This window comes from Salinivibrio sharmensis, assembly GCF_001995985.1.
GTDB lineage: Bacteria > Pseudomonadota > Gammaproteobacteria > Enterobacterales > Vibrionaceae > Salinivibrio > Salinivibrio sharmensis.
Window position 1 is genome coordinate 14,587 of record NZ_MUFC01000018.1, and the last position, 12,641, is coordinate 27,227.

10 protein-coding genes are annotated in these 12,641 nt (G+C 52.4%); 4 read left to right on the forward strand and 6 right to left on the reverse strand.

What is annotated here, in order from left to right:
• From gspG to gspC, 5 genes are read right to left on the reverse strand one after another with little or no spacing between them, the layout of a single operon-like run.
• Entirely contained in the window at positions 1–435 is a 435-nt protein-coding gene (gspG, locus tag BZG74_RS13380) for a type II secretion system major pseudopilin GspG (RefSeq protein ID WP_077457367.1), read from the reverse strand.
• A 28-nt stretch (positions 436–463) separates the two neighbouring features.
• Positions 464–1,699, reverse strand: coding sequence for a type II secretion system inner membrane protein GspF (gene gspF, locus BZG74_RS13385; protein WP_077773055.1), 1,236 nt, complete (start codon positions 1,697–1,699; stop codon positions 464–466).
• Positions 1,699–3,234 carry a type II secretion system ATPase GspE gene (gene gspE, locus BZG74_RS13390; RefSeq protein ID WP_077773056.1) on the reverse strand — a complete coding sequence of 512 codons (1,536 nt, stop codon included), beginning with the start codon at positions 3,232–3,234 and terminating at the stop codon, positions 1,699–1,701. Before gspE ends, gspF begins: the two co-directional genes overlap by 1 nt.
• On the reverse strand, positions 3,231–5,228 hold the full coding sequence (gspD, locus tag BZG74_RS13395) for a type II secretion system secretin GspD (RefSeq protein ID WP_201247389.1): 1,998 nt from the start codon (positions 5,226–5,228) through the stop codon (positions 3,231–3,233). The genes gspE and gspD overlap by 4 nt, the downstream gene beginning before the upstream one ends.
• Positions 5,229–5,284: 56 nt before the next feature.
• Positions 5,285–6,211, reverse strand: coding sequence for a type II secretion system protein GspC (gspC, locus tag BZG74_RS13400; RefSeq protein WP_077773058.1), 927 nt, complete (start codon positions 6,209–6,211; stop codon positions 5,285–5,287).
• A gap of 226 nt (positions 6,212–6,437) precedes the next feature.
• On the opposite strand from gspC, the gene hslR reads away from it, so the two are divergent.
• The 4 genes from hslR to BZG74_RS13420 all read left to right on the forward strand — a co-directional run bounded on the left by hslR (position 6,438) and on the right by BZG74_RS13420 (position 11,674).
• A complete protein-coding gene (gene hslR, locus BZG74_RS13405; RefSeq protein ID WP_392397597.1) occupies positions 6,438–6,842 on the forward strand; it encodes a ribosome-associated heat shock protein Hsp15 in 405 nt (134 codons plus the stop codon).
• 34 nt (positions 6,843–6,876) lie between these two features.
• A complete protein-coding gene (gene hslO, locus BZG74_RS13410; RefSeq protein WP_077773060.1) occupies positions 6,877–7,752 on the forward strand; it encodes an Hsp33 family molecular chaperone HslO in 876 nt (291 codons plus the stop codon).
• Between the two features lie 322 nt (positions 7,753–8,074).
• Positions 8,075–9,703, forward strand: a complete 1,629-nt coding sequence (gene pckA / locus BZG74_RS13415; RefSeq protein WP_077773061.1) for a phosphoenolpyruvate carboxykinase (ATP) — start codon at positions 8,075–8,077, stop codon at positions 9,701–9,703.
• 129 nt (positions 9,704–9,832) lie between these two features.
• A complete protein-coding gene (locus BZG74_RS13420; RefSeq protein ID WP_077773062.1) occupies positions 9,833–11,674 on the forward strand; it encodes an AsmA family protein in 1,842 nt (613 codons plus the stop codon).
• On the opposite strand, the gene BZG74_RS13425 is transcribed toward BZG74_RS13420, so the two are convergent.
• Positions 11,671–12,615, reverse strand: a complete 945-nt coding sequence (locus BZG74_RS13425; RefSeq protein ID WP_077773063.1) for a bifunctional GNAT family N-acetyltransferase/hotdog fold thioesterase — start codon at positions 12,613–12,615, stop codon at positions 11,671–11,673. The two genes, BZG74_RS13420 and BZG74_RS13425, sit on opposite strands and share 4 nt — an antisense overlap.
• Positions 12,616–12,641: the final 26 nt, after the last annotated feature.

Consider the following 12,641-nt stretch of genomic DNA (forward strand, 5'->3'; position numbering starts at 1 on the left):
TTACTGCAGCTCGTTGAGGTTCCAGTTACCAATGTCTTGATTGACCCCTTCTCCCCCTTCTTGGCCATCGGCGCCTAACGAGAAGATATCGACAACACCATGCTCGCCTGGGCTGACATAGCGATAATCGTTGTTCCACGGATCTTGCGGTAAACGCTTGATGTAGCCTTGCGCAGGATAGTTGCGGGGTACCGGCTCACTTTGCGGCTGGGTCACTAGCGCGTCTAAGCCTTGATCGGTGGTGGGGTACTGATTGTTATCCAATTTGTACATATCCAGCGCATTTTCAAGCGCACTGACATCCGCCACCGCTTTTTTGACCGCGGCTTTGTCTTTGTTCCCCAGCAAGTTAGGAGCCACGAAGCTGGCAAGTAGACCAATAATGACCACCACTACCATGACCTCGAGCAGGGTGAAACCTTGTTGACGACGCATCGCTTTCTCCTTGTTTAAATTATTCAAATCACAAACCGACCATGTCATTCATGGCAATAATTGGCATTAAGGTGGCAACCACAATAAAAAGCACTAATCCGGCCATTAGTACAATCATTAACGGGCCAAACACTCCTAGGGCAACATTGACTTGCGCCTCAAAATCTTTGTCTTGGTTATCCGCTGCACGTGAGAGCATCGGCTCCAGTTCACCACTGCGCTCACCACTGGCAATCATATGCAGCATCATGGGAGGAAACAGACCAGACTGGTCGAGCGCAACACGCAAACTGGCCCCCTCACGCACTTTATCGGCCGCTTCAAGCACGCGCTTACGTACATATTGGTTAGTGATCACTTGCGCGGCAACTTTCATCCCATCCAATAACGGGATCGCACTGGCGGTACAAATCGCCAATGTTCGCGCAAAGCGTGATGTGTTCAATCCGCGCGCCACCCGACCCAGTATCGGTAACGCGAGCTTTTTTTTATCCCAGGCAAGACGCCGTTGTGTGTCTTTCAGTAACAGACGAATCCCCATACTAAAAAGCACCACACCACTGACCACCCATACGCCCCACTGGGTGATAAAGTCACTGGCGTTTAAAAGAAATTGGGTTGATGCGGGCAGTGATTGCCCGGTTTGGACAAATTGACCAACGATATCAGGCACGACCGTTGCCAACAGGAAGGCGACAATCAGTACCGAGAAAAATGTCAAAATCGCCGGATACAGCATGGCTTGTAACAAGGTCGATTGGATGCGTTGACGGTTTTCCACATAGTCAGCAAGCCGCTCAAGCACAGTGCCCAAATGGCCCGCTTTTTCACCGGCTGAAATCATCGCCCGGTAGAGCTCGTCAAACACATGGGGGTAATCCGCCAACGCATCGGCCAGTGTGTATCCTTCCATCACCCGTGCACGCACACTGGTCATCATGCTACCAATTCGCGGCTTCTCGGCTTGCTCTGCCACCGCTTTTAAGCACTCCTCCAGAGGCATAGCCGCCTCAATCAAGGTCGCCAACTGACGGGTGATCAGCGACAGCTCCTGGGTGCTAATACCGCGTCCGCGCTGACGAAAAAGTGGCTGAGAAGCCGTGCTTTTTTGTGTCGCACGCTTACGGGTAGTGGCCTGAACATCGAGAGGAGTAAAGCCCTTGTCGCGCAATTGTTGCCGTGCTTGGCGTGCTGTATCGGCTTCAATCACGCCCTTGCGTTTGCGTCCTCGCGCATCCAGTGCTTGGTAGTCAAAGGCAGCCATTAACTCTCCTTGGTCACTCGCATTACTTCTTCCAGGGTGGTTTCCCCGTTCAGCACTTTGGCCAAGCCGTCATAGCGGATACTGGGGCTTTGCGCCCGCACCGCTTCCTCGATGGCATGCTCACCGGCATCATGATGAATCAACGCTTGTACATTCTCATCCACGGTCAACAACTCATGGATCCCGGTGCGGCCGCGGTAGCCTTTTTGGTGGCAATGCTCGCAACCGCTTGGTTTATATAACGTAATGGCATCGCCTTGGTTAGCAAGTCCCACATCCACAAACAATTGTTGCTGCGTCTCGTCGGCTTGATAGGGCACTCGGCAATGTTCACACAGGGTACGAACCAAGCGCTGTGCTAATACCCCGAGCAACGATGATGAAAGTAAGAAAGGTTCAATGCCCATATCGCGCAAGCGCGTCACCGCGCCAATGGCAGTGTTGGTGTGCAGCGTTGACATCACCAAGTGGCCGGTCAGCGATGCTTGAACCGCAATTTGCGCAGTTTCTAAATCGCGAATTTCCCCCACCATCACCACGTCAGGATCTTGACGCAACATCGCGCGCAAGCCGCGAGCAAAAGTCATATCGACTTTGGGGTTTACCTGTGTTTGCCCTATCCCAGCCAGATCGAACTCGATCGGATCCTCAACCGTGAGAATATTGCGATCCTCACTGTTAATGGTTTGTAATCCAGCATATAGGGTGGTGGACTTTCCCGACCCGGTTGGCCCGGTCACCAGCAAAATACCATGAGGCTTGTGAATGAGGGTGCGGAAACCTTGGTGAAGGTCAGGCGCCATACCCAGCTGGGCGAGGTCGAGCTGCACTGCATTCTTATCAAGTAGACGCATCACTACGCGCTCACCATGGGATGAGGGCATGGTCGACACTCGTACATCAACCGCACGGCCGCCAATCCGGACTGAAATACGGCCATCTTGCGGCACCCGCTTTTCGGCAATATCCAGCTTGGCCATCACTTTAACCCGGGAGACCAACAGCGGCGCCAGCTTACGACTCGGCGAGAGCACTTCACGTAACACGCCATCGACGCGGAAGCGAATTGATAAAGCATGCTCAAAGGTTTCAATGTGGATGTCTGAGGCACTCTCTTTGATGGCCTCCCCCAACATCGCGTTGATCAGTTTGATGATTGGCGCATCGTCCTCTGATTCCAGCAAATCTTCGCTTTGTGGCAATTCCTCCGCGAGAGAGAAGAAATCATCACTGTCGGCATCGGCGCCAATATCCGCCATTAGCTGCTGAGCATCTGCGCTATCACGCTGATAAAGGCGCGTGAGGTGTTGGTCAAACTCACTGTCTGAAACGATTTCAGGTGCCAAGTTATCGCCTAACACCCGTTGCACTTCCGCTAAGGTCTCTGGCGTCACCGAGGGCAAGCACAGTAAGCGCGTACGCTCGCTACCCTCAGTGTCATTGAGTAGTATCACACCATGACGGCGAGCAAAGCCAAACGGCAATTGCCAGCGAGCACCTGCGTCTCGGCTAAGCTCTGTCGCACGCTCGCTCATCCAGCTAACTCCGCTTGCAGTGCACGGACTTCAGCAGGCATCACCGCCTCGCTATTGTAATCAGGCAGCACCGGTTTTTCGGCATCCGGCATCAATTTCACACCGTCTTGTGCCCGCAATAGCTGCTCCGCACGAATGTAGTTATATTTACGTTGCGTCACACCATCGGCCGTTAAGCCCGTACGAATAATGGTCGGCTTGATAAACAGCATCAGGTTCTTCTTTTCAGTCTGAGTCGAGGTGGACTTAAACAAATGCCCTAACACCGGAATATCTCCCAGCACAGGCACCTTAGATTCGCTCTCTACTGTGCGCTCATCAATCAAACCACTTAACACAATCATTTGTTGGTCACCCACCATCACAGAGGTAGTGAGCTGGCGCTTACCAAAACGCACATCGACCGCGCCACTGGCACCCAACACATTGGACACTTCCTGCTCAATATCCAATAGCACCGCTGAGCCTTCATTGATTTGCGGGGTCACTTTCAGTTTGATCCCGACATCTTTCCGCTCAACGGTTTGGAACGGATTGTCATTGTTGGAACCGGTTTGCGATCCGGTGATTACCGGCACCTCTTCCCCCACCACAAACGAGGCTTCTTGGTTATCCAGTACCATCAGATTGGGCGAAGACAGAATATTCGATTCATTGTTCGACGCCACTGCCGTCACCAAGGCGGTCCAATCGCCCATGATCACCCCAGCCGCGAGACCATTCAAACCACCCAAGACTTCATTGAGTGCTGAATAATCACCCGACTCTGTAATGGGAACATTGTAGGACGTTCCATCATCCCGATAACGAACTTCAGTTCGAGTCGTGTCTTCAGTCGCTTTTTGTCCGGTCAGATAGTTGGTCACACCAACGCCAGTGTTATTAAACTGAATCCCGCCGTTTTCCAGCGAGCCCCACTGGATACCAAGGTTGGCACCATCCGATTCGGACATTTCCACAATCAATGCTTCAATCAACACTTGCGCGCGGCGAATATCAAGCTGAGAGATCACGCTCTCTAAGGTTTTCAAAATGTCCGGTGGCGCGGTGATCACCAGTGCATTGGTGCCTTGGTGAGCAGAGATCTGCACCGCCTGCTGCGTTGCGCCTGGCTTGCTCTTTTTCTCTTTTTCATCGAGCAGGTTATCCGAGACCCCTTTAAGCACATCAACCACATCATCGGCTTTGGCATAGCGCAAATAAATCACTCGGCTATTACCGGTAGTGGCCATCTCTTTATCCAACTGTCGGATCAGTTTTTTCACTCGCGCACGTACCTTGGGCTCGCCCGACACCAATACCGCGTTTAAACGTTCATCGGCAACAATACGAGGTTCCAGCAATTCAGGGCGTGTGTTGGGGTTGTCCCGTTCATTAAGTGCCTCAACGATTCGCACCATCTCAGCGGCCGAGGCATGCTCAAGGCGCACCACCTCGACTTCTTTGTCACCGGCTTGGTCAACGCGCTGAATAATGTCGGTCAAACGGTTCACCACCGCCGCACGCCCCGTAATCATGATCACATTGGCCGGATCGTAGTGCACTACGTTACCTGCACCAGCATTGTTGATAAGTTGACGCAGCAGCGGCGACAACTCACGCACTGACACATTTTTCACCGCCACCACACGCGTGACGACCTCATCGCCCACCACGTTGTCAGCTTCACCGACCACAGGCACAGGGGAGGTTTTGGCATCTTTGTCACGTACCACCTTGACGACGCCGTTATCCATTTCCACTACCGCAAAGCCATACACTTCTAGGACATTGAGGAAAAACTGGTAATACTGCTCTTCGGTTAAGGTGTCATAGCTGCGCACGTTAACCGTGCCTCGAACAGAAGGATCGACAATGATGGTTTTTTCCAAATTGCGGCCAACAATTTCGATAAACTCTTGAATATCCGTTCCTTTGAACGATGCACTAAATTCCGCCGCACTCGCTGACAGCCCAGAGAAAAGAAAGGTCACAGCGATAAAATAGGGGATCAGTCGTTGCCTTAAATTCACGTCACGCTCCTACTGCCGCGCGCGGCGGTTGTTGTAATTTATAATTGAATAGAGATGTCATGTTGCTGTCCTTGCCGCTCGACCACCAGATCGAGCGCGCCCTGTTGTTGAATGCGACTGAGAATATCGGGAAGCGCCACAGAACGACTCAGCTTGAGGCCATTAATCGCAATCGCGATATCCCCAGGCTGCAACCCTGATTGCTCAAACAGTATCGGGTTTTTGCCAGGTGTGAGGCGAAATCCTTTGAGCTGCTTTGCATCCCCAACTTGCGCAAGCTGCACATAGTCAAGTAGGCGCTGAGGGTTTTGGTTAAGTTGCTGCGCAAGATTAGCAGGCCAGTTACCACTGGCCGTCTCACGGGGCGTAGGCTTTGGGGGCGAAGCCTCTCCGTTGGATGGCGAAAAGACGGTTTGTGGCGTGCTATCAGCCTCTACGCCTGGCATCAATAATGCCTCTCGGCGTGTTCTCTGACGCAAGATCACCCGATCTGACAACACCTGGTCAATACTGACTTGGGTGCCGTTCACCTGCTCACCCACACCATAGGTGGCTTGCTGCCCGCGATTGGCGATCACCGCCAACGCACGGGATGGTTGGTCACTGGCGACCACCCCTACCAAGGTTAATTGCAACCGCGTTTCCGGTACCTCGCTCACGGCTTGTCGGCGCTGTGCCTTCGACGCTTGATAACGTCCGAAAAGCTGGGCATCTATCACAGGTGCGAGAGACAGCGTGTTTCCGGTGGGTTGAGAAGCGGTTGCTTCGTGCACCATAGGCGCAGGTGTAGATGGCGCAGGCTGATAAAAAGCCCACACCAGACGACCTGCCAACCATGCGAGTACGCAGACTAAGCCGATATTGAGCCAAGGGGCTGCGCGACGCAGAGTTTGTGGCGACAAAGAGAAGCGATTATGTTGGCGTCCTGCCTGAGATATCATTCCTTTTAAACCAATTGGGGTCACCGTTTATCCATTGATGGCTTTTTTTGCCAGCAAATTCCATCATTAGATTACGAAAAGCTGGGCATGCTAGCAAAAACGCATTGTGATAGTGAGACTTTTTCAGTCATAGACCGGTATTTTATCGAAGTCATCGGTTGGACGGGCAGTGGAACCGCTATGCTGTGATACTGCTCTAAAGTAAATTTTGTGCTAATGTCGCCGATCCAGATTGCGCAGGAGTTGAATGATGAAAAACAACGCATCAACGCCTTTGACGGCGGTCAGGTTAGACAAGTGGCTGTGGGCTGCCCGCTTTTACAAGACGCGCTCCGTTGCGCGCAATATGATTGATGGCGGCAAAGTGCAGTATAATGGCCAACGCGCTAAACCGAGTAAAATGGTAGAAGTTGGGGCAGAGATCCGCCTTCGCCAAGGCCATGATGAAAAAACCGTCACGGTTATGGCTCTTTCAGAGCAGCGTCAGGGGGCGCCAATCGCGCAAACCCTGTACCAAGAAACCGAGAGCAGTCTCGCCAAGCGCGAGCACGAGTCAGAAATGCGTCGCTTAAATGCACACAATCCTCGCCCCGATGGACGACCGGATAAAAAGCAACGCCGAGATATTCGTAAGTTTAAACAAGGCATAGACTAAGGCCGCGATCGCGCCATTGCCGGAGAGAAATTGCATGTCAAACGATCAACTACACCGTTACCTATTTGAAGATGTGTCTGTTCGTGGTGAGCTGGTCAAGCTCGATGACACCTATCAGCGCATACTGGAAAACCAAGATTTCCCGGCACCGGTCAATGCCTTGCTGGGAGAGATGCTTGCCGCGACTAGCTTATTGACCGCTACCCTCAAGTTTAACGGCTCAATCACCGTGCAACTGCAAGGCGATGGCCCCGTCTCTCTTGCGGTGATTAATGGGGATCATCATCAACAACTGCGTGGTACCGCACGTGTCAAAGGTGAGGTGAAAGACGGTGCTACCTTGCCCGAGATGATGGGTAAAGGTCAGCTTATTATTACCATTGAACCGGTGGACGGTGAGCGCTATCAGGGCATTGTCGGCCTTGAATCTGACAACTTACAAGCCTGTCTTGAAGATTACTTTGCCCGTTCCGAGCAACTGATGACCCGCCTTTGGTTACGCACCGGCGAGCATGCAGGTAAACCGCATGCTGCAGGGATGATGCTGCAGGTTCTCCCCGACGGCAAAGGTGAAGACGGCGATTTTGAACACCTCGCTCAGCTTACCGAAACCATTAAAAACGAAGAGCTATTTAGCTTATCTGCTAAAGATGTGCTGTATCGTTTGTACCACCAAGAAAAAGTCACGCTGTATCCCGCACAAGAGGTGGTATTTAAATGCAGCTGCTCACGCGAGCGCAGCGCCAGCGCCATCGCGGCTATCGAGCGTAGCGAGGTGGATAAAATGGTGGCTGAAATGGGAACGATTCATTTGCATTGTGATTATTGTGGCACAGACTACGCTTTCGATAGTGTTGATGTTGCAGCTATTTTCGAGCAAAACGCGGATTCTTCCTCACAAATGCAGTAACAACGTGCTACATTTTTAGCGCTCCGAAGCAAATCCCCCTGACGGAGTTCAAAAGCCAGCATTATGCTGGCTTTTTTCTTATTCCTACCCGACTTAACTCACATTTTTTCTCGCATTATTTTTGTACAAACAATAATAGGTCTTTGGGTAGCGCAAACGATTAACTAAGCGTTACCATGTCTATGACATGGCACCTGGTGGTCCGTACCCTACAATCAAAATAGCCCCAGTGTGCAGTCTTATATAGAGTCAGCCCCTGAAGTCACATTTTCAGGTTGCTAGCACAAAGACAGTTAACAACATCTTACCCCAAGGAGCACCTATGACTGTCCTGAACGTCGAACCCGAGGTCGCTGACATCGATCTTTCCCGTCATGGTCTGGAAAATGTCAAAGAAGTCATCCGTAATCCCTCTTATGAGCAGCTGTTCGAGGAAGAAACCAAACCTGGGCTGGAAGGCTATGAAAAAGGCGTGGTGACCGAGCTCGGCGCGGTGGCGGTAGACACTGGTATTTTCACCGGCCGTTCACCAAAAGATAAGTACATTGTCCGCGATGACACCACCCGCGACACCATTTGGTGGTCTGATCAAGGCAAAAACGATAACAAGCCTATCGACCAAGCGGTCTGGAAAGATCTCAAAGCGCTGGTGACAGACCAGCTATCAGGCAAACGCCTGTTTGTGATTGATGGCTATTGTGGTGCTAACCCCAATACCCGACTACGTATTCGCGTGATCACGGAAGTGGCGTGGCAAGCACACTTCGTTAAAAACATGTTTATCCGTCCAACGGAGGAAGAGCTAAAAGACTTTGAGCCCGACTTTGTGGTGATGAACGGTGCCAAGTGTGTTAATACCAAATGGCGTGAACATGGTTTGAACTCAGAAAACTTCACCGTCTTCAACCTCACCGAACGTATGCAGCTCATCGGCGGTACTTGGTACGGCGGCGAGATGAAAAAAGGCATGTTCGCGATGATGAATTATTTCTTGCCACTGCAAGACATCGCATCGATGCACTGCTCGGCGAACATGGGTAAAGACGGTGATGTCGCCATCTTCTTTGGTTTATCCGGCACCGGCAAAACCACCCTCTCTACCGACCCCAAACGCCAGCTGATTGGTGATGATGAACACGGCTGGGACGACCACGGCGTGTTTAACTTCGAGGGCGGTTGCTACGCGAAAACCATCAAGCTCTCGAAAGAGGCTGAACCGGATATCTATAACGCCATTCGTCGTGATGCGCTACTAGAGAACGTCACCGTCCGCGGCAATGGCACCATCGACTTTGACGATAACACCAAAACTGAGAACACCCGTGTCTCGTACCCGATTTATCACATCGACAACATTGTTAAGCCCGTATCAAAAGGCGGCCATGCCAACAAGGTGATTTTCTTGTCAGCGGATGCGTTTGGTGTGCTGCCCCCCGTGTCTAAGCTGACCCCAGAGCAAACCAAGTACCATTTCTTGTCAGGCTTTACGGCGAAGCTTGCAGGCACAGAGCGTGGGATCACCGAGCCGACACCTGCGTTTTCTGCCGCATTCGGTGCCGCCTTCTTGACCTTGCACCCCACTAAGTATGCAGAGGTGTTGGTCAAACGCATGGAAGCGGCAGGCGCCGAGGCCTATTTGGTCAACACTGGCTGGAATGGCTCGGGCGAGCGGATTTCAATTAAAGATACCCGCGCGATCATTGACGCGATTTTAGATGGCTCCATCGAAAAAGCGGAGACTAAGCCAATTCCAATTTTTAATTTGCAAGTACCCACCTCACTCGACGAAGTGAGCGACGGTATTCTTGACCCGCGTGACACCTATGTCGACCCCCTTCAGTGGGAAAGCAAAGCCAAAGATCTGGCACAACGCTTTATCGATAACTTTGAAAAGTACACCGACACCCCTGAAGGTGCCGCTCTGGTCTCAGCTGGCCCTCAGCTAGACTAATTTGCGCCTCCCCCCATACTGCATGTGCGGTATGGGGGCACTTCCCCGCCGCGATATGGGCTAATAGTTGAAGTTACGACACTTTTGCGCCAGTCTTATTGCTACTGATTGCCTTGATAGGGTTGGTTCATGCGCATCCTGGCCAAACTGATCGCCAGCTTTTTCATTCTATGTGTCACCACGTTACTTGTGCTCGCGGTTCTGTTTCATACGCGCTACAGCACCGAGGTGTTTCATCACTTGGTGACGCCGCTTCTGCCTGGCGAGCTGACCGCAAAGCAAGTTAAATATCATTGGCGTCAGCCGCTTAGTTTGACCCTCACCCAGCCCAACTATCACGCTGGCTCTCAACACTGGCAAGCCGACCGGTTGCGCGTACAACTTGATACTAGGCGTTTGCCGCACATTCACTGGCTACGGATTGATGGCTTATCCATTGATCTCACCCAGAGTGAACCACCTAGCCTTGCAATCTTGCCCGCATCCATGGAAATCGGCCGCGTGTTATTCAACGACGTCAATATCATTGGGCAAGGCTGGCAAGCGCGCCAAGTGAGTGCCCAGCTTGATCAGTGGCAAAAAGGCAACTCGCCATGGGGCTCGGTCCGTGGTCGCGCGCAATGGGAAGCTAAGCGTATAAATTGGCACGGCATTGAGCTCTCTGATGCCCTACTAGACGCCGAACCAAGCGATGAGGGGTGGCAACTGAACGGCGTCTCATTTCAATGGCAACGGGCAAGTTTGAGCGCGCAGGGACGGTGGCAACCCAAAGCACTTGCCCTCAGCCAGCTAACCATTAGCAATGCTATTATCGATAGTGAACACACCCACCAGCAACTGCGTAAAGCCTTATCTCACTGGCCGAACGATACCACGCTCTCTATCGACCGAGCAGACATTCGCCAACTCAGTGCCGAAACCAATAAGATTTCGGTAAATGGCCTGACCCTGTCGGCTGAGCAGTTAACGTTTTCTCCCCATTCCGCTTGGTGGGATCACCCCCAGCTGCGCGCCTCGTTTAATGCCGACTATCTGCGCTGGCAAGGACAGACCTGGGAACAACCTTTAGGCGAGGTAGAACGCCGTGATGAAAGCTGGATAGTCAACCAACTCACCAGCCAGTGGCAAGAAGGATTTATCAGCATTTCCGGCCAATTCTCCCCCAAAAGTTGGCAGATAGATAGGTTACGCGCCAATGGCCTCACCCTCAGCCGCGAACGGCTTAGGCCGCTGATAAGCGCATTGCCAGATTGGCCGCAACAAATAGCGGTGACGGATCTGTCACTCAAGCACAATGAGTGGTTGGCGTTATCGCCACAGTTCCCGGTCAAGGTAGATGGCATTGATATTGACGGTCGCGACCTACATTTACACCGCCACCCACAGTGGCAACTACATAATGGTACGCTCACCGCCAGCGCAAGCTATGCCAGCATCAATCAACAGTGGCTAGCTGAGCCTTATTTGCGGTTAGAGGCGAGCGACGGTCACGTCAACTTACGTCAGTTACTATTGGGCTTTCCCGATGGGCAACTGGCCGCCTCAGGGCAGTGGAACCTCAATACACCGAGCCAGCCTTGGTCAGTACAGATTGACGGCTTACAAGTGCCGTTATCGCTTTACCAAGCGTGGTTCGACTGGCCGCTGCCTTTGACGGGTTATCACGATCTACAAGGGCAATGGTCTGGGCTCGCTGCCGATGTAAACAGCTTCAAGGTCGGTTTAAATGGCCACCTCGCGGTCACGCTGCTCGATGCTCACGCCGCTGTTGCACCGGACAACGGTTGGCCAGCGCGCATTGCTGGGTGGTTTCAAGGCAGGCGAGTCAAGCAGCGGCAATCGCAGTCGTTCCCATTTGAACAACTCTCTCTAAAAGCCGACCGTGGCCATATCACGGGTATTCTTCAGGGGGACAAATCCGTGTCGATTGATTGGCCGATTTATCAAACCGCCACCCCAAGCGTACGTTAGCGCAGTAGTGCCAACTGAGGCGCAGGCTGTGCGGTAGCGCCATCGTCCGATGGCAGCAACACATACGTGCCGGTGAACACGCCGGCCTTGTCGTCACCACTGAAAAACTCCACTTCTAGCGTGACACGCGCGCGGCGACCATTTTCCAGCCTATCCAGCTCACCGCTCAAGTTATCCAGCGATACACTTGCTCTTGGCCGTTCAGCCACAGGGCGGCGATAGCGAATATGGCTATCTGCGAGGACAATATCTGCACTGAGTTGACGTTCTTTCATCAACAGCCATACCATTCCCCACCCCGCAAGCGTGGCAAGGCTAAAAATACTGCCAGCAAACATGGTATGACGCGGATTCAGGTTGGCATTTAAGTTCGCGCACACTTCAAAGTGATAGCCGGTGAATTGGCTGATCTGTACACCCATTTTATCACTGATCGGGATTTGTTCTTGCCAGCGCTGCTGTAGCTCGGTACACCACTCAGGGTGGCGTACCACATCAGACAACGGGTCTAAAGGTTTTACCATTTGCTGGTGACGAATCGGCCCACGTTCGTCACTTAAATCCCCCTGACGCATAAAATCATGCTGGGCATAAAAGCTTACGGCTTCTTCACGGGCACGACACACCAAACGCTTGGCGCCTTCTTGTCGTGCTAGCGATTCCAACGCCATCAGAATCAAAGCCCCAAGGCCACGATTGCGAAAGTCGGGAGAGACCGCCATGTAACGAATTTGTCCATCGTTGTCAGGCGTCAAGTAAAGGCGACCAATGGCAACAGGGGCATCATCACTGTCGACGATCATACGATGGCAGGCATTCACGTCATAGGCATCACGCTCTGAGCCGCGCGGCGCATGCCAAGGCTCGCGCAACATGCGATAGCGAAAGTCGTAATAACGTGCAAGCTCTTGCTCTGTGCGTGGTGTGACGATTTTAAACATGCCTGTCTCTCCCTGTTAGGCGCGCA